A 21,783-nucleotide genomic window follows, 5' to 3' on the forward strand; every position below is an offset into this window, starting at 1 on the left:
TACACGGACGGTGCGGGACTACTTCGGCTTGGGCGCGGGAACATCCGGGCCGCCCCACGGGCTGACCGGATTTCCCATCCAGTACGTCGCGGCGGGCACAGTTTCACCCCTCATCACGAGTGATGCCGGCCCCACCGTGCCCCCGTTGCCGATCCGGGCCCGCGGCAGGATGACCCCGTGCGGGCCCATCGTGGCCCCGTCCTCGAGCGTAACAGTGTCGATGCTCATGACCCGGTCGTGGAACAGATGGGTCTGGACCACGCAGCCGCGGTTGACCGTGGCGCTGCGGCCCAGGGTGACGAGGTCCGCCTCCGGGAGCCAGTAGCTTTCGCACCAGGTTCCGGCCCCGATTCTGGCCCCCAGGGCGCGCAGCCACCAGACGAGGGCCGGGGTGCCGGACGCAGCGCGCGCAAACCAGGGGGCGCTGACCATTTCGATGAAGGTGTCCACCACCTCGTTCCGCCAGATGAAGGAGCTCCAGAGCGGGTGCTCACCCGGGCGGATGCGGCCCACCAGCAGCCACTTGGCGACGACGGCGCTGCCGGCGGCAACCGCCCCGGCCAGCAAGACCACGACGCCGCATGCCAGGGCCGCCACCGCGTAATTGAAGCTGCCTGCCAGCCAGTCGAGCGCCACCAGCACCCCGGCGGCCACGGCCACCGTCAGCACCACCGGCACGAAGCGGCAAAGCTCCCACAGCGCCCGGGCCAGCTTGAGCCGCAGCGGCGGCTGGAAGGTACGGGTGTCATCGGAGGCGATGGCGGTCCGGCGCAGCCGCACCGGCGGGCTGCCCAGCCAGGAGCTGCCGGCTTTCGCCTTCGCGGGGGTCGCGGAGAGCACCGCGACCAGGGAGTTCTTGGGCACGCTGCGGCCCGCGGCGGTCATGCCGGAGTTGCCCAGGAAGGAGCGTTTGCCCACCTTCGCCGGCGCGATCCGCATCCAGCCGCCGCCGAGTTCGTAGGAGGCGATCATGGTGTCGTCGGCCAGGAAGGCGCCCTCGCCCACGGTCGTCATTTTCGGGATCAGCAGCACCGTGGACGCCTCCACGTTCCGGCCGATCCTGGCGCCGAGCAGGCGCAGCCAGACGGGGGTGAAGAGGCTGGCGTAGACCGGGAAAAGCAGGTCCCGGGCCAGGTCGAGGACCCGCTCGGTGGCCCAGACCTGCCAGCCGATCCGGCTGCGCACCCGGTAGTAGCCGGCGCGCAGCCCCAGGCCGAGCAGGCGCGTGGTGCCGAGGATGAGCAGCAGGTTGGTGCCGAACCACGCGAGGGCGGCCAGCGGGAGCGCGGCGGCCAGTTGCGGCAGCGCGTCGAGCAGCGAGTCGCGCCCCTGGATAAAGAGGAACATCACCAGGGCTGCCGCCGCGGCGGACAGGTAGGGGATCAGTGCCAGGACGGCCGAGGCGGAAGCGAAGCCGGCAAACCACAGACGGCCGATCAGGTGGTGTTCCGGCGGGGTGTCCGGCCAGCCGTGTTTGGCCTTGCCCCGCCGTTCGGCGGGGGAGCCGGCCACCAGATGGCCGGCTTTGACCCGTCCGAGCACGGCGGAGCCCGGCTCCACCTGCGCGCCGGCGCCGATGCTGGCCCCGGGCATGAGTGTGCTGCGGGCGCCGACGACGGCCCCCGCGCCGATGTGGACCGCGCCGATGTGGACGGCGTCGCCGTCGATCCACCAGCCGGAGAGATCCACTTCGGGTTCGATGTTGCAGCCGCTGCCGAGCGAGAGCAGCCCGGTGACCGGCGGCAGCGAATGGAGTTGGACGTTGTGGCCGATCCTGGCGCCGAGGGCCCTGGCGTAGTAGGGCACCCAGGGGGCGCTGGCGAGGCTGACGGCACCGGCCAGGTCCTGGATCTGTTCGGCCAGCCACAGCCGCAGATGCACGCGGCCGGAGCGCGGGTAGCTTCCCGGCGCCACGTTGCGCAGCAGGAACCGTGCAGCGGCCACGGAGATCGCCATCCGGCCGGCCGGGCTGACGAACACCAGCCAGGACGCTCCCACCCACCACCAGGACAGGGTCGGTGCCGCGGTAAAACCGGCCAGGGACGCGAGTAAGTTGTTTGCCGCCATCAGGTAGGTCAGCCAGCGCATCCCGACGAGGATGTGCAGCGGGACGCCCAGCAGTGTCTGCGCCCACTGGGCCCGGCGGGAGGTGGGGCGCACGGAGCGCTCGCCGGCCGCGGGGGCCGCGCCGTCCGGCAGCGATTGGCGCGCCGTGTCGAGCAGGGCCCCGATCCGGGGCGTGGCATAGATGTCCGCCACCGTGATCGTGGGGTAGCGGACCCTCAAGGCGGAGACGAGCTGGGCCGCGGCCAGCGAGCCGCCGCCAAAGGCGAAGAAGTCGGCGTCGAGGTCCGCGACGGTCCCGCCGAGCACAGCGCACCACTGTTCCACAATCCAGCGGGCATCATCAGGCAGGTTCAACGGCGCCGCCGCGGCGTCCGCGGCGCCAGCGCCGGCCAGCGGCCACGGCAGGGCATGCCGGTCCACCTTGCCGCTGGTCTTCGTCGGCAGGGCATCCACGACGGTAAGCAGTGGGATCAGCGGGGCGGGCAGGCTCGAAGCGAGCAAGGCCCGCGCGGCCGCCAGGTCCAGGGTCCTGCCGTCGGCCGGCGCGAGGTAGCCGACCAGCACCTGGTTCCCGGCCGCCGTCGTCCGTACCGCGGCCGCCGCCCCGGCGACGTCAGGCAGCGACTGGAGTGCGGCGTCGATTTCGCCGAGTTCGATTCGGCGGCCGCCCAGTTTGACCTGTTCGTCGGCGCGGCCGACAAAAAGCAGGCCGGCCCGCTCGTAGCGGACCAGGTCGCCGGAGCGGTAGGCGCGCGACCAGCCCAGCGCCGGCAGCGGAGCGTACTTTTCCGCGTCCTTGGCCGGATCCAGGTAGCGGGCAAGCCCGACCCCGCCGATGATCAGTTCCCCGATTCCGCCCTCGGCGACCGGCACGCCGTCGGAGCCCACGACGGCGAGGTCCCAGCCGTCCAGCGGCAGTCCGATCCGGACCGGTCCCGGGCCGCCCAGCCGCGCCGCGCAGGCCACGACGGTGGCCTCGGTGGGGCCGTAGGTGTTCCAGACTTCCCGTCCGTCGACGGCGAGGCGTTCGGCCAGTTCGGGCGGGCAGGCCTCGCCGCCGAAAATCAGCAGCCGAACGCTTTCCAGGGACTCGACGGGCCACAGCGCGGCGAGTGTGGGCACCGTGGAGACCACCGTGATGCCGTGGTTGATGAGCCAGGGTCCAAGGTCCATGCCGGTCCGGACCAGGGCGCGGGGCGCCGGGACCAGGCACGCCCCGTGCCGCCAGGCGAGCCACATTTCCTCGCAGGACGCGTCGAAGGCTACCGAGAGTCCGGCCAGCACCCGGTCCTGCGGACCAATCGGCTCGGCCTGGAGGAAGATCCGCGCCTCGGCGTCGACGAAGGCTGCGGCCGAGCTGTGCCGTACCGCGACGCCCTTGGGCGTGCCGGTGGAGCCGGAGGTGAAGATGACCCAGGCGTCGTCGCCGGGGACCGGCGGCCTGGCGGCCGGGAAGGGCCGGGGCCGGCCGGAATCCATGACGATGGTGCCGCCCGCCCGGAGGATTCCGGAAACCCGAGCCTCGCTGAACACCAGCTTGGCCCGTTCATCCGGGTCATCCGCGTCGACCGGCACGTAGGCGGCCCCGACCAGCAGCACGGCCAGGATCGCGATGTACAGTTCGTTGGTTCCCGAAGGGATCCGGACTCCGATTTTGTCCCCGGCTCCCAGCCCGGCCAGGTGCAGCTTCCGGGCGGCGGCACGGACCTCGTCCATCAGCTGGGCGTAGCTGAGCGAACGGCGGCCGTCGTCGAGCGCGGAGGCGTCCGGGAAGCGGGCCGCGGTCTCCTGCAGGACGTCGATCAGTGTCCGCTCCGGCGGCGCGGCGGAGGCGCCGGGCAGCTGCGGCTGGTAGGCGGGGCTGGAGGCGGGGGCGGCCGGGGGACGGGCCGCGGAGCCGAACGGGGCGCTGCCGCCCAAAGAAACGCCGCCGGCCGGCGGTTGCTGCTCAATCACAGGGTGATTCTCCTCGCGGCAGATGAACGGAAGACACCGGTGCCGCTTCCGTGCGGATCAGGGGACCAGGATGACCTTGCCGGTGGTGCGGCGCTGCTCCAGATCGGTGTGGGCCGCGGCGGCGTCGGCGAGGTCGTAGCGGGCCCCGATCCGGACCTTCAGGCTGCCGTCCGCCACGGCGGCGAAGAGCTCGTCGGAGCGCCAGCGGCGTTCCTGTGCGTTCCGGAGGAAGTGGTTGATGGTGGGCCGGGTCAGGTAGAGCGAGCCGCCGGCGTTGAGCCGCTGCGGATCGAACGGCGGCACCGGACCGGACGCGGCACCGAAGAGCACCAGGGTGCCGCGGATCCGGAGCGCGGCCAGCGAATCGTCGAAGGTGTCTTTCCCGACGCCGTCGTAGACGACGTGCGCGCCCGCACCGTCGGTCAGTTCGCGCACCTTCGCGGCGAAGCCGTCGTAGCGCAGCACGTGGTCCGCGCCGGCGCCGCGGGCCAGCGCCTCTTTTTCGTCGGTGGAGACAGTGGTGAGGACGTGCGCGCCCCGGGCCTTGAGCAGCTGGATCAGCAGCAGGCCCACCCCGCCGGCGCCGGCGTGCAGCAGCACGGTCTGGCCCGGCTCCACCTTGAAGGAAGAGTTGATCAGGTAGTGCGCGGTGATGCCCTGCAGGGGGAGCGCAGCCGCGGTGAAGTCGTCGACGCCGCGGGGCACCGGCAGGGCCTTGTCCGCGTCCACGAGGGCGTAGCCGGCGTAGCAGTTGACCCCCTCGGCGGTGGCGACGCGGTCCCCGGTGGAGAACCCGGTCACGCCGTCGCCGAGCTCTTCCACGGTTCCGGAGGCCTCGGAGCCCGGCGTGAACGGGTACTGCACCTTGTAGGCGCCGCTGCGCTTGTAGGTGTCAATGAAGTTCACGCCGACGGCGGCGACCTTGATCAGCAGCTGGCCGGGACCCGGGACCGGACGGTCAACTTCGGCGAGCTCGAGGACCTCGGGTCCGCCGGACTGCCGGGCGAGGATTGCGTGCGTCATGTGTCTCCTTCTGAAAGGTCTCCGCTCCGGGGAGGAGAATTCCTGGCCCGGATTCCCAACCCATCCTAGGCACCCTTGAGCCGGCATCGAAGACCTTGCACTCCATCCGCGCCGCGGGAACTCAGCCGGCGAACCCGCGGACCGCCTGGCCGGCCACCTCGACGTCGGCCCGGAAAAGGGACCCCGCCAGCGGGTCGTCCCCGGGTTGAAGATTCTCGCGGGAGGTCGTGATGTACAGCTGGTTCAGGTCGGGCCCGCCGAACGTGCAGGCGGTCACCTGGCGCGCCCCCACCTGCACGAGGCCGTCGGGACGGCCGTCAGGGGAATATCGCCGGACCTCGCCCGCGCCGTTGACGGCCACCCAGACGCCGCCCTCGGCGTCGACCGTGAGGCCGTCGGGCTGCTCGTCGTCCGGCAGGCGAAGGAAGGTGCGCCGCCCGGTCAGGCCGGCGTCGCGGTCGTAGTCAAAAACGGCGACGGAGTGGGTTGCCGTGTCGTTGTAATAGGCGAGGGAACCGTCCGGGCTCCAGTCCAATCCGTTGGAAATGCTGACGCCGGGCACTACCTGGTGAACTGAGCGGTCCGGGTCGAGCCTGTACAGCGCGGCGGCGCCGGGGCGCTGGTCGTAGGCCATCGAACCGCAGTAGAACCGGCCGTCCGGGTCGCAGGCACCTTCATTCATCCGGACGCCGGCGTCGGTCCACACATCACTCAGCCGGGTGAGCGTCCCGTCCGCCTCTTCAAGGCAAAAACCGCGCTCGACGCCGATCACCGCGCCGCCGCCCTGACGGGGCCGCAAGGCGGCGGCAACCGTGCCGACGTGGCGGCGGGTGACGGACCCGGATGCCGTGAGGGACAGTATGTCGCCGGCGAGCATGTCCACCCAGCGCAGACCGCCCCAGGCAGGGGACCAGACCGGACCTTCGCCGTGGTACGCGACGGGATCGGTGCACTGTTCTGCTTGCATGAAGCCAGCCTCCGGTCCTGTAGAGCCGCTAGTAACGCCGGGTCACGGTGGCCATCGGGCATTCGAAGTGGCGGCCCGCGGCGAGGCCGACGTCGTTGAGGTAGCGCACGATGATGCCGTAGGACTGCAGCAGGGTGGTTTCCGTGTAGGGGACCTGGTGCTTGGCGCAGAATTCGCGGACGATCACGGCGGCCTTGTCCAGCTGGGGCCGGGCCATGTCCGGGAAGAGGTGGTGCTCGGCCTGGCGGTTGAGGCCGCCGAGCAGGATGTCCATAAAGCGGCCGCCGGAAATGTTCCGGGAGGTCAGGACCTGGCGGCTGAAGAAGTCCACCCGGCTGTCCGCCGGCAGGACGGGCATGCCCTTGTGGTTCGGCGCGAACGAGGCGCCCATGTAGAAACCAAAGACGGCGAGCTGGACGCCGATGAACGCCAGCGCCATGCCCCAGGGCAGGAACGTGAAGGCGAGCGCCGGAAGCAGGCTGAGGCGGACCACCAGGATCGGGATCTCCACCCAGCGGTGCGTGACCTTGGCGCGCTGGAAGATGAACTTGACCGAATCGATCTGCAGGCCCAGGCCCACCAGGAACAGCAACGGGAAAAAGAACCAGCCCTGCTTGCGGGTCAGGAAGGAGAACCGCCCCTGCCGCGTGGCGGCGCCGTCGGGGTGGAAGGCGATCGCGCCGGTGGCGATGTCCGGGTCCTTGGAGATGACGTTCGGGTGGTTGTGGTGCGCACCGTGCTTTTGCTCCCACCAGGAGTAGCTGATGCCGGCCACGGAGGTGGCGAGCAGCCGCGCGGCCCAGTCGTTGGCGCGGCGCGAGGCGAAGATCTGGCGGTGTCCGGCCTCGTGGGCGAGGAAGCTCAGCTGCGTGCACAGGATGCCAATGGCGGCCGCGATCAGGAGCTGGAACCAGCTGTCACCGATCAGCGCGAAACCGAACCAGGCGGCGGCCATTAGCAGGACCAGGACGGAGAACACCGTGATGTAGAACCCGGTGCGGCGTTCCAGCAGGCCCGCGGCCTTGACGGCCTTCAGCAGTTCCGAATAGCTCAGGACGACGGCGTTGGGCTGACGGACGCGCGGTTGCGGGCGCGCCGGCGTTTCCGCGGAAAGTGTGGTGGTGGGGGTCATGAAACGCATGCCTCGTAACTGTTACGGGCAACGTTGCAGCTGGCATTTGCAGCGGCACGGTCTGGATCACCCTCTGTCCAGCATACGCTGACGCCTCCGGCAGCATCCGGACACGGCCGCATGCATGCATAAATATCGGGATCTATGCATAGTCTTGCTGTATACTCGGGGCTATGACTATTTCTGTTGCCGTCTCCGGCGCTAGCGGCTACGCCGGCGGCGAGGTGCTGAGGCTCCTGGCCGGTCATCCCGACGTGACGATCGGCGCCATCACCGCCCACAGCAACGCCGGTTCCAGACTAGGCGAATTGCAGCCGCATCTCCATGGCCTGGCCGGACGCATCCTCGAAGACACCACCGTGGAGAACCTCGCCGGGCACGACGTCGTGTTCCTCGCCCTGCCGCACGGCGCATCCGGGGAGATCGCGGCGCAACTGCCCGCCGGGACGGTCGTGATCGACGCCGGCGCGGACCACCGGCTGGAGGACCCGGCGGCCTGGGAGAAATTCTACGGCTCGCCGCATGCCGGCACCTGGCCCTACGGTCTGCCGGAGCTCCCGGGCCAGCGCGAGGCTCTCCGCGGCGCCACCCGGATCGCGGTGCCCGGCTGCTACCCGACGTCGGCCCTGCTGGCCCTCACCCCGGGCTTCAGCAACCACCTGCTCCAGGCCGACGACGTCGTGATCGTCTCCGCTTCCGGTACTTCCGGCGCCGGCAAGGCCGCGAAGGTGAACCTGATCGGCGCCGAAGTGATGGGCTCAATGAGCCCCTACGGCGTCGGCGGCGGACACCGGCACACCCCGGAGATCGAGCAGGGGCTCTCCAAGGCGCTGAACGCACCGGTCACCGTGTCCTTCACCCCCACGCTGGCCCCGATGAGCCGCGGCATCCTCACCACGGCCACCGCGAAGGTGCGGCCCGGCGTCACCGCCGGGGAACTGCGCCGCGCCTGGGCCGAGGCCTACGACGAGGAGCCGTTCGTCCACCTGCTCCCGGAAGGCCAGTGGCCCACCACCAAGTCAGTGCAGGGTTCCAACCACGCCGTCATGCAGCTGGCCCTGGACGGGCACACCGGCCGCGTGATCGTCAGCTGCGCCATCGACAACCTCACCAAGGGGACCGCCGGCGGCGCCGTGCAGTCCATGAACATTGCCCTCGGCCTCGCGGAAACCGCCGGCCTCAACCTGCAGGGAGTCGCACCGTGAGCATCACCGCACCCCGGGGATTCCGCGCCGCCGGCGTCAAGGCCGGTCTCAAGGCCTCCGGAAACCCGGACCTGGCGCTCGTCGTCAACGACGGGCCCAACAAGGCAGCCGCCGCCGTCTTCACCTCCAACCGGGTGGCCGCAGCACCGGTGCACTGGTCCCGCGAGGTCATCAAGGACGGCCGCGTCGACGCCGTGATCCTCAACTCCGGCGGCGCCAACGCCTGCACCGGGCCGCAGGGCTTCCAGAACACCCATACCACCGCGGAGAAGACCGCGGAAGCACTCGGCGTCTCCGCGACGGACATCTTCGTCTGCTCCACCGGGTTGATCGGCGAACAGCTTCCGATGGACAAGCTGGTCCCGGCGATCGGTGCCGCGGCCGCGGCGTTGGACGCCGACGGCGGCCCGGCAGCGGCCACCGCGATCATGACCACCGACTCGGTCTCCAAGCAGGCGGTCTTCACGGGCACCGACGCCGAGGGCAAGGAGTTCACTATCGGCGGAATGGCCAAGGGCGCCGGCATGCTCGCCCCGGGCCTGGCCACCATGCTCGTGGTCCTCACCACGGACGCGCAGGTCCAGCCAGAACTGCTCGACGTCGCACTCCGCGACGCCACCCGCGTCACTTTCGACCGGACCGACTCGGACGGCTGCATGTCCACAAACGACACCGTGGTGCTGCTCGCTTCCGGTGCCTCGGGCGCCGTCCCGTCCGCCGTCGACTTCGGCAAGGGCCTCACCCAGGTCTGCGCGGACCTGGCCCGGAAACTGATCGGCGACGCCGAGGGCGCCAGCCACGACATCGCCATCCGCACCTTCAACGCCGCCAGTGAGAAGGACGCCGAGGTGGTCAGCCGCGCCGTGGCGCGCTCCAACCTCTTCAAGACCGCCATCTTCGGCAAAGACCCCAACTGGGGCCGCGTGCTGTCCGCCGTCGGCACCACCGACGCGGCCTTCGAACCGGACCAGCTGAACGTTGCGATGAACGGCGTGCAGATCTGCCGCAACGGCAGCATCGGCGAGGACCGCGGCCTCGTGGACCTGGAACCGCGCGAGGTCCTGGTCGAGATCGACCTGCAGGCGGGCTCCGCCGAGGCCACGATCTGGACCAACGACCTGACGCACGAGTACGTCCACGAAAACAGCGCCTACTCCAGCTAGGCCGTCTGGTAACGGACGAACAGAAAGACGAACGCCATGAGCACCCAGACCCGCGAGACCACATCCATGGCCGACGCGCAGAGCAAGGCCGGCACGCTGATCGAGGCGCTGCCCTGGATCCAGCGCTTCGCCGGCACCACCATGGTGATCAAGTACGGCGGCAACGCCATGGTCAACGACGAGCTCCGCCGCGCCTTCGCCGAAGACGTCGTCTTCCTGCACCACGTCGGCATCCACCCCGTGGTGGTGCACGGCGGCGGCCCGCAGATCAACGCCATGCTCAGCCGGCTCGGCATCGAATCCGAGTTCAAGGGCGGCCTGCGCGTCACCACCCCCGAGGCCATGGACGTGGTCCGGATGGTCCTCACCGGCCAAGTGGGCCGCGAACTTGTGGGCCTGATCAACTCGCACGGCCCCTACGCCGTCGGGATGTCCGGTGAAGACGGCGGGCTGCTGCGCGCCGTCCGGACCGGCACCGTCGTGGACGGCGAAGAGGTGGACCTGGGCCTCGTCGGCGAAGTCGTCGGGGTGAACCCGGAAGGCATCCTGGACATCGTGGCGGCCGGCCGGATCCCGGTGATCTCCACCGTCGCGCCGGAAATCCACGACGACGGATCCACCACCGGCCAGGTACTCAACGTCAACGCGGACACCGCCGCGGCCGCGGTCGCGTCGGCCCTGGGGGCCTCCAAGCTCGTCATCCTGACCGATGTCGAAGGCCTCTACGCCAACTGGCCGGACAGGTCATCGCTGATTTCCTCGCTCACGGCCTCGGAGCTGCGGGAGATGCTGCCGCGGCTGGAGTCCGGCATGATCCCGAAGATGGCGGCCTGCCTGAAAGCGATAGACGACGGCGTCGAGCGCGCGCACATCGTGGACGGCCGGCTGCCGCACTCGATGCTGCTGGAGACCTTCACGACCGCCGGCATCGGCACCCAGGTCGTCCCGGACGAGGAAGTGAACGCAAAGTGAGCAGCACTGAACTGAACCATTCCGCCGAAGGCCGCAGCAGCGATGGGGGGCCGGGTGTGGTCGGGCACCGCGATGGGCCCACGGCCTCCGGGGTCCCCGTCCGAGCTGGCGAGGACGGGGTGAGGCAGGGGACGGGTGGGGCCCCCATCGCTGCGGAGGCCGCCGCAACCGCGCTCGTTGGTCAAACCACCGGCGCGCAGTGGCTGTCCCGCTACTCGTCCTCGCTGCTGGGCGTCTTCGGCACCCCGCAGCGTGTGCTGGTCCGCGGCGCGGGCTGCCTCGTCTGGGACGCCGACGGGAAGGAATACCTGGATCTGCTCGGCGGGATCGCGGTCAACGCGCTGGGCCATGCCCACCCTTTCGTCACCTCGGTGATCTCCAGCCAGCTGTCCACCCTGGGCCACGTCTCCAACTTCTTCACCAGCCCCACCCAGGTTGCCCTGGCGGAGAAGCTGCTGGAAATTTCCCAGGCGCCGGCCGGGTCCAAGGTGTTTTTCGCCAACTCCGGTACCGAGGCCGTCGAGGCGGCGTTCAAGCTGGCAAGGCGGAATTCCGGTTCGGAGGCGCAGCCGCGGACCAAGATCATCGCCCTCGAAGGCGCCTTCCACGGCCGCACCATGGGCGCCTTGGCGCTGACCTCGAAGGAGGCCTACCGGGCGCCGTTCGCGCCGCTGCCCGGCGGCGTCGTGCACGTCCCCTTCGGTGACATCGACGCGCTCCGCGCCGCGATTGACGAGACCACGGCCGCCGTCTTCCTCGAACCGATCCAGGGCGAGGCGGGCGTCCGGCCGCTGCCCGCCGGCTACCTGCGGGCTGCCCGCGAGGCCACCAGCGCCGCCGGCGCCCTGCTGATCCTGGACGAGGTCCAGACCGGCATCGGCCGCACCGGCAAGTGGCTGGCCAGCGAAGACGCCGGGATCGTGCCCGACGCCGTGACCCTTGCCAAGGGCCTGGGTGGCGGCTTCCCGATCGGCGCCCTGCTCACCTTCGGACCCGAGGTGTCATCGCTGCTGTCCGCCGGCCAGCACGGGACGACCTTTGGCGGCAACCCGGTCGCCACTGCGGCGGCCCTGGCCACCCTGCACGTGCTGGAAAACCAGCAGCTGCTCGCCCACGTCCGGGAAGTGGGGGAGTACCTGCGCGCCGGCCTCGCGGGAATCGACGGCGTCACCGAAGTCCGCGGCGAAGGCCTGCTGATCGGTTTCGACCTCGACGCCGACGTGGCCCCCGCCGTCGTCACCGCGGGACTCGACGCCGGGTTCATCGTCAACAGCCCCGGCCCGCACACCATCCGGCTCGCGCCGCCGCTGATCCTGACCACGGCCCAGGCCGACCGTTTCCTCGCCGCGCTGCCGGCCCTCCTCCAGACCGCAAAGGACGCCCAGTGACCGCCTCCGTGCCCGCATCCGTGCCCATCCGCCACTTCCTCAAGGACACGGACCTCACCCCGGCCGAGCAGGGCGAGGTCCTGGACCTCGCCCTCCGGATGAAGGCAGCCCCGTACAGCGTCCAGCCCTTCGCCGCGGAGGGCAGCGGCCGCAAGACTGTGGCCGTGATCTTCGACAAGACCTCCACCCGCACCCGGGTCTCCTTCGCTACCGGCATCGCCGATATGGGCGGCAACGCCCTGATCATCAACCCGGGTGAGGCCCAGATCGGCCACAAGGAGTCGGTCGAGGACACCGCCAAGGTGCTCGAACGTATGGTCTCCACCATCGTGTGGCGGACCGGCGCGCACGCCGGCCTCGTCGCGATGGCCGAAAACGCCCACGTCCCGGTGATCAACGCCCTGTGCGACGACTACCACCCCTGCCAGCTCCTTGCCGACCTGTTGACCATCAAGGAGCACAAGGGCACGCTGGCGGGGCTCACCATGAGCTACCTCGGCGACTCGGCCAACAACATGGCCAACTCCTACCTGCTGGCCGGCGTCACCGCGGGCATGCACGTGCGCATCTGCGGCCCGGAGGGCTACCTCCCCGCTGCGGAGATCGTTGCCGCCGCGGAAGAGCGCGCCGCGGAAACCGGCGGCTCCGTGCTGGTCACGGTTGACGCCGCCGAGGCGCTCCGCGGAGCCGACGTCGTCGCCACCGACACCTGGGTGTCGATGGGCCAGGAGGACGAAAAGGAAGCCCGGCTGCAGCTGTTCCGCGACTACTCCGTGGACGAGGACGCGATGAAACTCGCCGCGCCGGACGCCGTCGTGCTGCACTGCCTCCCGGCCTACCGCGGCTACGAAATTGCCGCCGGCGTGATCGACGGCCCGCAATCCGTGGTCTGGGACGAGGCCGAGAACCGGCTGCACGCGCAGAAGGCCCTGATGGCCTGGCTCATGCACCGCTCCGGCCTGGCTGTGGTTGACGGGCTGGCGCCGGTGGACGGGCTGGACTGATGTCCGTCCAGCCCGCCGCCCAGGGGGCCAGCCCGGCCACCAAAACGGCCCGGCAGGCGCGGATCACCGCGATCCTCACCGGTGAATCCGTCCGCTCGCAGGCCGAGCTGGCGGCGCTGCTCGCGGACGACGGCGTCCAGGTCACCCAGGCCACGCTGTCCCGCGACCTCGTGGAGCTCGGCGCGGTCCGGGTCCGCGGCAAGGAAGGCGTGCTGGTGTACGCGGTGCCGGGGGAGGGCGGGGAACGCGCGGCCAAGAGCGGCGTGACCCAGGAAATCCTCGACGCGCGGCTTGCGCGGCTCTGCGGCGAACTGCTGGTCACGGCCGAGGCCTCCGCGAACCTCGTGGTGCTCCGTACCCCGCCGGGCGCCGCGAACTTCCTGGCCCTCGCGATCGACCATTCGGTGATGCCCTCGATCCTCGGCACCATCGCCGGGGACGACACCGTCCTGCTGGTCACCCGCGACCCGGCCGGCGGCGCCGCCGTCGCCGCCCGCTTCCTGCAGCTGGCCGAAGAAGCCGGCCAGTAGGACTTACCCGTGAACTTTCACCAGAGACCCCAAGAACCCAACAACTAAGGAGCATTTGAAGTGACTGAGCGTATTGTGCTGGCCTACTCCGGTGGCCTGGATACTTCCGTAGCCATCGGCTGGATCGGTGAAGCGACCGGCGCCGAGGTTATTGCCGTGGCGGTCGACGTCGGACAGGGCGGCGAGTCGCTGGAGACCATCCGCCAGCGTGCCCTGGGCTGCGGCGCCGTCGAAGCCTACGTGGCCGACGCGTCGGATGAGTTCGCGAACGAATACTGCATGCCCACGCTGAAGGCGAACGCCCTCTACCAGGGCCACTACCCGCTGGTCTCCGCGATCTCCCGCCCGGTGATCGTCAAGCACCTGGTCAAGGCCGCCCGCGAATTCGGCGCCACCACGGTGGCCCACGGCTGCACCGGCAAGGGCAACGACCAGGTCCGCTTCGAGGTCGGCATCCAGACCCTCGGCCCGGACCTGAAGTGCATCGCCCCGGTCCGCGACCTCGCCCTGACCCGCGACAAGGCCATCGCCTTCGCCGAGGAAAAGGGACTGCCGATCGAGACCACCAAGAAGAACCCGTACTCGATCGACCAGAACGTCTGGGGCCGCGCCGTCGAGACCGGTTACCTCGAGGACATCTGGAACGCCCCCACCAAGGACATCTACGACTACACCGCCACCCCGGAATTCCCGCCGGCCCCGGATGAAGTCACCATCTCCTTCGAAGCCGGCGTGCCGGTCGCGATCGACGGCGTCAAGGTCACCCCGCTGCAGGCCATCAAGGAACTGAACCGCCGCGCCGGCGCCCAGGGCGTCGGCCGGATCGACGTCGTCGAGGACCGCCTGGTCGGCATCAAGTCCCGCGAAATCTACGAGGCCCCCGGCGCGATGGCGCTGATCACCGCGCACAAGCACCTCGAGGACATCACGATCGAGCGCGAGCAGGCCCGCTTCAAGGCAACCGTCGGCCAGCGCTGGTCCGAACTGGTCTACGACGGCCAGTGGTTCTCCCCGCTCAAGCGCTCCCTGGACGCCTTCATCGAAGACACCCAGCGCTACGTCTCCGGCGACATCCGCATGGTGCTGCACGGCGGCCAGGCGATCGTCAACGGACGCCGCTCCGAGACCTCGCTCTACGACTTCGACCTCGCCACCTACGACACCGGCGACACCTTCGACCAGTCGATGGCGCGCGGCTTCATCGAGCTGTGGGGCATGTCCGCCAAGGTCGCCTCCGGCCGCGACATCCGCGTCGCAGGAAAGTAGCCCGCGTGGCTGAGTCGGAAACCACCAAGTCCGGGGCGACTAATACTGGGGCCCTGTGGGGCGGCCGGTTCGCCGGCGGCCCCGCCGACGCCCTCGCCGCGCTGAGCAAGTCCACGCACTTTGACTGGCGCCTGGCCCGCTACGACATTGCCGGGTCCCAGGCGCACGCCCGAGTGCTGCACAAGGCCGGGCTGCTGGACGACGCCGAGCTGGAAGACATGCTCGACGCCCTGGGCCGGCTGGACGCGGACGTCGCCTCCGGTGCGTACACCCCGGCCGAATCGGATGAGGATGTGCACGGTTCGCTGGAGCGCGGCCTGATCGAGCGTGCCGGCACCCAGCTGGGCGGCAAGCTCCGCGCCGGCCGGTCCCGCAACGACCAGGTGGCCACGCTGGGACGGATGTTCCTGCGCGACCACGCACGGATCATCGCCCGCGGCGTGCTCGCCACGATCGATGCGCTGGTCGGCCAGGCCAAGGAGCACCGCGGGGTGGCCATGCCCGGCCGCACGCACCTCCAGCACGCCCAGCCGGTGCTGCTCAGCCACCACCTGCTGGCCCATGCCTGGGCGCTGCTGCGTGATGTTCAGCGGCTGGCCGACTGGGACAAGCGCGCCGGCGTCTCGCCCTACGGATCCGGCGCCCTCGCCGGATCCTCGCTGGGCCTCGACCCGGAGGCCGTCGCGGCGGACCTCGGCTTCAACTCGGCCACGCACAACTCGATCGACGGCACCGCCTCCCGCGACGTCTTTGCCGAGTTCGCCTGGGTGTCGGCCATGATCGGCGTGGACCTGTCCCGGGTGTCGGAGGAAGTGATCCTGTGGGCCACCAAGGAGTTCTCCTTCGTGACCCTGCACGATTCCTACTCCACCGGCTCCTCGATCATGCCGCAGAAGAAGAACCCGGACGTGGCCGAACTCGCCCGCGGCAAGGCCGGCCGGCTGATCGGCGACCTGACCGGGCTGCTCGCCACGCTCAAGGGCCTGCCGCTCGCGTACAACCGCGACCTGCAGGAGGACAAGGAACCGGTCTTCGACGCCGCCGACACCCTGGAGCTGCTGCTTCCGGCCGTCTCCGGCATGATCGCGACCCTGAAGTTCAACACCGAGCGAATGGAATCCCTGGCACCCCAGGGCTTTGCGCTGGCCACCGACATCGCCGAATGGCTGGTCCGGCAGGGCGTTCCGTTCCGCGAGGCGCATGAACTGTCCGGCGCCGCGGTGAAGCAGGCCGAAAGCCGCGACGTCGAACTCTGGGACCTGACGGACGAGGAATACGCCGCCATCTCGGAGCACCTGACGCCGGAAGTCCGCACCGTGCTGTCCACCGAAGGCTCGCTCAACAGCCGGAACTCGCAGGGCGGCACCGCGCCGGCCGCCGTCGAGCGCCAGCTGCTGGCGCTCGAGGCGGAGCTTGAGGGCGTGCGCGCCTACGCCGGCTAGGTACCCGACGCTCCCTCACCTCTGGCAACGTTTCCGCCGACGCTCCTGCACCTACTGCCGGAGCGCCGCCCGGATCCGCGCCAGAGGTGAGGGAGCGTTTGTGCGTCCGGTTAGCATGGGCGCATGAGCGAATCGTTCCGCCAATTCCTGCGTGCGCTGCCTGACTTCCCCGACGCGCTCCCGGACTTCGACCCGGAGCAGGCGCCCGCGGACCCCGCCGAGCTGTTCCGGCAGTGGCTCGCCGAAGCCTTGGCGGCCGGCGTTCCGCAGCCGAATGCCTGCAGCTTGGCTACGGCCGACGCGCTCGGCCGGCCGTCCTCGCGGATGCTGATTCTCAAGGACATCGACGACGACGGCTGGCACTTCGCGACGTCCCGCCGGTCGCGCAAAGGCCGGGAACTGGCGGAGAACCCGCACGCCGCGCTGAACTTCTTCTGGCAACAGCAGGGTCGCCAGGTCCGCGTGGCAGGCGACGTCGTGGAGCTCTCCGCGGAAGCTTCCGCCGTCGACTGGAACGATCGGCCCGGCGCCGACGGCAGCGCGAACCCCCGCTGGCAGCTCTACTCGCTCCGGCCCCGCGAACTCGAATTCTGGCAGGCACGGCACGACCGGCGGCACATCCGGCACCGCTACGGTCCCGGCCAGGACGGCCGGCCCAGTTAGCCGCGATTAATCCGGTCGCTCCGTTAGGATGGGCGCCATGACCTCAATCACCCCTGAAACCCTGCTGGAGGAACTCCGCCGCGCCGCCGACGTCGTGACCGGAATCGCCGTCAAACTCAACGACCAGGATGTCCAGGCCCCGTCCGAACTCCCGGGCTGGACCCGCGGACACGTGCTGGCCCACCTCGCCGGAATCGGCAACGCGATGGCCCGTCAGGCCGAATACGCCGCCCGCGGCGAAAGCATCGAACTCTACGACGGCGGCTTCGAGGGACGCACCCGCGCCATCGAACTGGCGGCCGGCCACAGCGCCCAGGAGCACCGGACGGCCGTGGCCGCCGCCTTCGAGCGCGCACTCACGGCGTTCGGGGCACTTGATGCGGCAGGTTGGCAGGAACCCATCAGCTACCGCGGCGGCGTGGTGTTCGACGGCGGACTGGCGCTCTGGCGCGAACTCACCATTCACGCCACCGACCTCGGCACCGGCCGCGGCCCCGAAACTTGGAGCAGGCCGTTCTGCGAACACCTCTTCGACTTCCTGGCTGCCCGGGTGCCCGAGGGGGAGCGGTTCGTGCTGCAGCCGCTGGGACTGCCCTCCGTCACGATCGGTGCCGCGGGCGGACGCTCGACCGCCATTAACGGCATGCTCACCGATATCGCGGCGTGGCTGGCAGGCCGCACCCCCACCCTGGGAAGCCTGCGTGCCACCGCAGCGGCCGACGGCGCCGAACTGCCCTCACTGCTGCCCTGGCCCGCGGGTGTGCCGGTGACACAGTAGGCCGGTGAGGAACCAGCCGTAGTACTAGGCCTGCACCGCGAGGGCCAGCTGACGCTCGCGGTCCAGCAGGCTTTCCTTGATGGCGAGCCCCCAGCGGAACCCGCCCAGACTCCCGTCGGTGCGGATCACCCGGTGACAGGGCACGAACAAGGCGGCCGCGTTGAAGGCGCAGGCGCTGGCCGCCGCGCGGACGGCTTTGGCGTTGCCGGAGAGCTCCGCGTATTCGGTGTAGGTCACGGGACTGCCTGCGGCCACAGTCCGGAGCATGTCCCAGGCATGGCTGCGGAAGGGGCCGGATTTCTGCAGCACCGGGACCTCCATCACGGCTCGCGGGTTGCCGGCATAAAAGTGCTCGACGGCGTCCGAGATGCTGCCCAGGTCCGGGACCGGCTCGTAGCCCTCGGGCAGCAGGTCGGCGTGGATCTGGCCGGTGAGTTCGCCGGGCACCGCGGTCCAGCCCGAGGCCAGGACGGCGCCGTCGCGGGCAATGATGGTGAACGGGCCATCCGGGGTGGACAGGGTGAGGAGCTGCGCTTTCATTGCGTCACTTTCTTCAGGGCTGTTGTCTTGCTGCCGGCTGATGTCGTCCGGCCTGGCTGTGTCCGGGCTGATTTTGTCCGCGCCGCGGGCCGGGCTGCTGCGGCCGCGCGCCAAAGGTGCATGGTGGCGTAGGAGCGCCACGGGCTGACCTCCCGAAAATCGGGGGAGAGCGAAGCCGGGGCAAGTGGAGCGTGGGAGTACCTGCCGGGGACAGGGATAGCGGCAGCCGGGCCGGCGCCGTCGGTACTGTCCGGGTTCTGCGCCAGCGAGCGGATACCGTTGCGGACCGCGGCGTCGTTGGCCAGGAACACGTCCGGAGCGCCGATCACCCGCATCGCGAGGTACCCCACGGTCCAGGGTCCGACGCCGGCCAACGGCAGGAGCTTGGCCTGCAGTCCGGCCAGGTCGTCGCCGTAGCCGAAGTCCAGATCGCCTGCGGCCATCGCCGCGGCGGCTCCGCGAATCGAATCGATGCGGCGCTGTGGTCCGCGGAGCAACTGGAATCCGGTGTCCGCAATCTCGGCCGGTGTAGGGAAAATCCGGTGCAGGCCATCTGCCGGAACCACACTCTCGCTGCCGCATGCCGACAGCTGGACCAGTGCCGTCCGCGCCGCCGCCACGGTGATTTGCTGGCCGACCATGGCGCGGATCAACAGTTCCTGCGGGTCCACGGCCCCGGGCATCCGCATCCCAGGGGCGGCCGCAACACTGGCCGCCAGCCGCGGATCGGCGGCGAGGGACGTGTCAATAGCGACCGGGTCGGCGTCGAGATCCAGCAGCCGCCGGACCCGGCTGAGCAGCGAGGCCAGGTCCCGCAGGTCCACGGCACCGATGCTTAGCTTCAACGGGCGTCCCGGCGAGTCGACGTCGTAGTCCACCCGGAAGCGCGCGTCCCCGTGGGACAGCCGCATTGTCCGGGCATAGGACGTAGCCGTTCCCTCCTCGATCCCCGGGATGGCGCGCACGGCCAGGAAGCCGAACACCCCCGGGTCAAACGGGTCGCGGTAAGGCAGGTTCAGGGCCAGGGCCGTGGAGGCCACCGCGGTACGGGCCGGCGCCTGCGGGTGCCGCGCAGTGGCCCGCAGCGCCGACGGCGTCATGGCGAAGACCTCGGCAATGGTCTCGTTGAACTGGCGGACGCTGCTGAAGCCCGCGGCGAAGGCGATATCGGCGGCCTTCATCGAGGTGGAGACCAGCAGCGTCCGGGCGGTCTGGGCCCGGCTGGCCCGTGCCAGCGACAGCGGACCGGCGCCCAGTTCATGGCTGAGAATCCGGTTGAGCTGCCGCGAGGAGTAGCCCAGCCGCGCGGCGAGCCCCTCCACGCCGTCGCGGTTAATCACACCGTCGTTGATCAGCCGCATGGCCCGGCCGGCGATGTCGGAGCGGACATTCCACGCCGGGGTACCCGGCACCGCCTCGGGCAGGCAGCGCTTGCACGCCCGGTAGCCCGCGTCATGCGCGGCGGCGGACGTCTCGTAGAAGGTGACGTTGCCGGCCTTGGGGGTCCGTGCCGGGCAGGACGGCCGGCAGTAGATGCCGGTGGTGCGGACAGCGGTGTAGAACTGCCCGTCGAAACGGGGGTCCCGGGCATCGATTGCCCGGTAGCGCTGCCAAAAGTCCATGGCTCCATCCTGCCAGCCCGCGTCCGCCCCCGCTAGCGGAAATCGGACACCGCCGTGGAGGGCCGCTACTCCGGGGATGGAGGGGTTTGTTAAAGTCGGGGGATGGATTCCAGCGTCACGCCCGAGGCCCTGCGCGGGCTGCTGTCCGCCGATGCGCGCACCGTGGCGCCGCTGCTGCTTGGCGCGGTGCTGACGCACAGCAGCCACGGCGGGCCGGTGGCGGTGCGGATCACCGAGGTCGAGGCGTACCTGGGGCCGGAGGATTCGCTGCACCCGGATCCCGGCTCGCACACGTTCCGCGGCCAGACCCGGCGGAACGCCCCGATGTTCGGCCCCGCCGGGTCTCTCTACGTGTACTTCACTTACGGCATGCACCACTGCGCCAACATTGTCTGCGGCCCCGAGGGGGTTGCCTCCGCCCTGTTGCTGCGTGCCGGGGAGGTGGTCGCCGGGGAGGAACTGGCCCTGGCGCGGCGGCCGACGTCGAAAGCCCCCAAGGACCTGGCCAGCGGGCCCGCCCGCTTCGCGACGGCGCTGGGACTGACGACGGCGGACAGCGGCCGGGACGCGCTCAGCGCCCCGTTCCGGCTTGAGCTGCCGGACGAACCGGCGTCGGCAATCAGCTCCGGGCCACGGGTGGGCGTCTCCGGCGCCGGCGGCAGCGACGACTACCCGTGGCGGTTCTGGCTCACTGGCGACCCGACCGTCTCACGCTACAAGGCGGCGAAGGTGCGGACGGCGTAGCCGGCCATCATGGGCGAAGGCAAGCGCGGGAAGCCGGGCAGTGAGCTTGAACGGCTGGAAATTTTCCAGGAGCTGGCCACCGAGTACTTTTCGATGGTGGCCCTTTGTGCGCCCGACGGGGAGCCGCCGGTGCACTCGGCCGAGGCGGAGCGCAGGCGCTGGCTTGAGCTCTTCAGGGCCGCGCTGCTGCGCAAATTCATCGTCCGCGATGAACACGTCTCGCTCAAGCTGGTGGTGCGGGCACTGCGCCTCTGCAACTACTCGGCGGACCGCCACCTCGCGGACGTGGCCGACGGCGTCGTCGCTTTGTTCACCCCCGAGATGGTCCAGGGCCGTCAGCACGTGCTGCCAGGGCCCGGCCAGGGCGAAGGTCCGGCACCGGACGAAGGGCCGGACCGTTTCGAGGACGTCCTTTACGGACGGCTTTTGCACGGCGACGCCGACCGCTTCCACCGCTCCGCCTGGGCCAACGACACCCTCCGTCTGAGTGCCGCGGCGGCCAGCCGGTTCGACGCGGAGCACGCGCTTTCAGAAGCGCTGGAGCTGGTGCGGTACGGATTGGCCAATAACCTCTTGAAGTCCCCGCGCACGGCAGGCGGGGAAGGCGGGCCACCGGAGCCGGCCGGCGGTCAAGACCGGCCGTTTGGTACCAGCCAGTAAGATTGATGGGTGAAACAAAGCGAGCAGGCCCAGCCCCAAACCAGCAACGCAATTCCGGTGCAGGAGCTGATCACCAGCCTATGTGCCACCGTCCCGGACTACCCCAAGCCGGGCATCGTCTTCAAGGACCTGACCCCCGTCTTCGCCGACGGCGTTGCGCTCAAGGCCATGGTGGATGCGCTGGTGGAACCCTTCCGCGGCCAGTTCGACGCCGTCGCCGGGGTCGAAGCCCGTGGCTTCCTGCTGGCCGCGGCCGCCGCCTACGCCACGGACACCGGAGTCGTGACCGTCCGCAAGGCGGGCAAACTGCCCCGCGAGGTGGTCTCCGAGGATTACTCCCTGGAATACGGCACCGCCACCCTTGAACTACACAGCTCGGACCTGGTGCCGGGCACCCGGGTGCTCATCCTCGACGACGTCCTCGCCACCGGCGGCACCCTGGGCGCAGCCGCCCGGCTGTTCGAACGCTGCGGCGTGGAGGTGGCCGGCGTCGGCGTCGTGATGGAGCTTGGCGAGCTGAAGGGGCGGGACGCCCTGGCGGAACACCGGGTGCACTCCCTGCTGAGCCTGTAGGCGCGGCGGGCCGGACGGCGGGATCCTCTGACTGGACGGTGGCGGCCGCGTCGGTAGAATGCCTGAAAAAGTGCGGCCGGAAGAAAAC

General features: G+C 70.2%; 19 protein-coding genes. 13 read left to right on the top strand and 6 right to left on the bottom strand.

The features are described from left to right. Nucleotides 1-18: 18 nt before the first annotated feature. The 4 genes from AC1MBE_RS15965 to AC1MBE_RS15980 form a co-directional block, all read right to left on the bottom strand. Nucleotides 19-3,909, bottom strand: coding sequence for a Pls/PosA family non-ribosomal peptide synthetase (locus AC1MBE_RS15965; RefSeq protein WP_479782662.1), 3,891 nt, complete (start codon nucleotides 3,907-3,909; stop codon nucleotides 19-21). A gap of 171 nt (nucleotides 3,910-4,080) precedes the next feature. Continuing rightward, nucleotides 4,081-5,046, bottom strand: coding sequence for a quinone oxidoreductase family protein (locus AC1MBE_RS15970; protein ID WP_479779585.1), 966 nt, complete (start codon nucleotides 5,044-5,046; stop codon nucleotides 4,081-4,083). A gap of 121 nt (nucleotides 5,047-5,167) precedes the next feature. Continuing rightward, entirely contained in the window at nucleotides 5,168-6,013 is an 846-nt protein-coding gene (locus AC1MBE_RS15975; protein ID WP_479779587.1) for an SMP-30/gluconolactonase/LRE family protein, read from the bottom strand. Nucleotides 6,014-6,041: 28 nt separating this feature from the next. Continuing rightward, nucleotides 6,042-7,145: a fatty acid desaturase family protein gene (locus tag AC1MBE_RS15980; protein ID WP_479782664.1), complete on the bottom strand. Its 1,104-nt coding sequence runs from the start codon at nucleotides 7,143-7,145 to the stop codon at nucleotides 6,042-6,044. A 173-nt stretch (nucleotides 7,146-7,318) separates the two neighbouring features. On the opposite strand from AC1MBE_RS15980, the gene argC reads away from it, so the two are divergent. From argC to AC1MBE_RS16030, 10 genes are all read left to right on the top strand, one after another. Further along, a complete protein-coding gene (gene argC / locus AC1MBE_RS15985) occupies nucleotides 7,319-8,350 on the top strand; it encodes an N-acetyl-gamma-glutamyl-phosphate reductase (RefSeq protein WP_479779589.1) in 1,032 nt (343 codons plus the stop codon). Next, the gene (argJ, locus tag AC1MBE_RS15990; protein WP_479779591.1) at nucleotides 8,347-9,513 is read left to right on the top strand and encodes a bifunctional glutamate N-acetyltransferase/amino-acid acetyltransferase ArgJ; all 1,167 of its coding nucleotides are present in this window, start codon (nucleotides 8,347-8,349) and stop codon (nucleotides 9,511-9,513) included. The genes argC and argJ overlap by 4 nt, the downstream gene beginning before the upstream one ends. Before the next feature lie 36 nt (nucleotides 9,514-9,549). Beyond that, complete coding sequence (argB, locus tag AC1MBE_RS15995; RefSeq protein WP_479779593.1) at nucleotides 9,550-10,485, top strand: acetylglutamate kinase; 936 nt, start codon at nucleotides 9,550-9,552, stop codon at nucleotides 10,483-10,485. Between the two features lie 146 nt (nucleotides 10,486-10,631). Then, nucleotides 10,632-11,873 carry an acetylornithine transaminase gene (locus tag AC1MBE_RS16000; protein ID WP_479782666.1) on the top strand — a complete coding sequence of 414 codons (1,242 nt, stop codon included), beginning with the start codon at nucleotides 10,632-10,634 and terminating at the stop codon, nucleotides 11,871-11,873. Next, nucleotides 11,870-12,877, top strand: a complete 1,008-nt coding sequence (gene argF / locus AC1MBE_RS16005; protein WP_479779595.1) for an ornithine carbamoyltransferase — start codon at nucleotides 11,870-11,872, stop codon at nucleotides 12,875-12,877. The genes AC1MBE_RS16000 and argF overlap by 4 nt, the downstream gene beginning before the upstream one ends. Beyond that, complete coding sequence (locus AC1MBE_RS16010; RefSeq protein ID WP_175323272.1) at nucleotides 12,877-13,407, top strand: arginine repressor; 531 nt, start codon at nucleotides 12,877-12,879, stop codon at nucleotides 13,405-13,407. The genes argF and AC1MBE_RS16010 overlap by 1 nt, the downstream gene beginning before the upstream one ends. Nucleotides 13,408-13,467: 60 nt before the next feature. Beyond that, the gene (locus tag AC1MBE_RS16015) at nucleotides 13,468-14,673 is read left to right on the top strand and encodes an argininosuccinate synthase (RefSeq protein WP_175323273.1); all 1,206 of its coding nucleotides are present in this window, start codon (nucleotides 13,468-13,470) and stop codon (nucleotides 14,671-14,673) included. Between the two features lie 5 nt (nucleotides 14,674-14,678). Then, a complete protein-coding gene (argH, locus tag AC1MBE_RS16020; protein ID WP_479779597.1) occupies nucleotides 14,679-16,115 on the top strand; it encodes an argininosuccinate lyase in 1,437 nt (478 codons plus the stop codon). Nucleotides 16,116-16,238: 123 nt separating this feature from the next. Further along, entirely contained in the window at nucleotides 16,239-16,778 is a 540-nt protein-coding gene (locus tag AC1MBE_RS16025; RefSeq protein WP_479779599.1) for a pyridoxine/pyridoxamine 5'-phosphate oxidase, read from the top strand. A gap of 37 nt (nucleotides 16,779-16,815) precedes the next feature. Beyond that, on the top strand, nucleotides 16,816-17,556 hold the full coding sequence (locus AC1MBE_RS16030; RefSeq protein ID WP_479779601.1) for a maleylpyruvate isomerase family mycothiol-dependent enzyme: 741 nt from the start codon (nucleotides 16,816-16,818) through the stop codon (nucleotides 17,554-17,556). A 24-nt stretch (nucleotides 17,557-17,580) separates the two neighbouring features. Here AC1MBE_RS16030 and AC1MBE_RS16035 read toward each other — a convergent pair whose 3' ends face one another. After that, nucleotides 17,581-18,096: a methylated-DNA--[protein]-cysteine S-methyltransferase gene (locus AC1MBE_RS16035; protein WP_479779603.1), complete on the bottom strand. Its 516-nt coding sequence runs from the start codon at nucleotides 18,094-18,096 to the stop codon at nucleotides 17,581-17,583. After that, entirely contained in the window at nucleotides 18,093-19,718 is a 1,626-nt protein-coding gene (locus tag AC1MBE_RS16040) for a DNA-3-methyladenine glycosylase 2 family protein (protein ID WP_479779605.1), read from the bottom strand. Before AC1MBE_RS16040 ends, AC1MBE_RS16035 begins: the two co-directional genes overlap by 4 nt. Before the next feature lie 102 nt (nucleotides 19,719-19,820). On the opposite strand from AC1MBE_RS16040, the gene AC1MBE_RS16045 reads away from it, so the two are divergent. The 3 genes from AC1MBE_RS16045 to AC1MBE_RS16055 are packed head-to-tail and all read left to right on the top strand — an operon-like array spanning nucleotide 19,821 to nucleotide 21,695. Continuing rightward, a complete protein-coding gene (locus AC1MBE_RS16045; RefSeq protein WP_479779606.1) occupies nucleotides 19,821-20,462 on the top strand; it encodes a DNA-3-methyladenine glycosylase in 642 nt (213 codons plus the stop codon). A gap of 9 nt (nucleotides 20,463-20,471) precedes the next feature. Further along, a complete protein-coding gene (locus AC1MBE_RS16050; protein WP_479779608.1) occupies nucleotides 20,472-21,122 on the top strand; it encodes a hypothetical protein in 651 nt (216 codons plus the stop codon). A 9-nt stretch (nucleotides 21,123-21,131) separates the two neighbouring features. Further along, nucleotides 21,132-21,695: an adenine phosphoribosyltransferase gene (locus AC1MBE_RS16055; protein ID WP_479779609.1), complete on the top strand. Its 564-nt coding sequence runs from the start codon at nucleotides 21,132-21,134 to the stop codon at nucleotides 21,693-21,695. Nucleotides 21,696-21,783: the final 88 nt, after the last annotated feature.

The organism is Arthrobacter sp. BG5, from assembly GCF_056680155.1.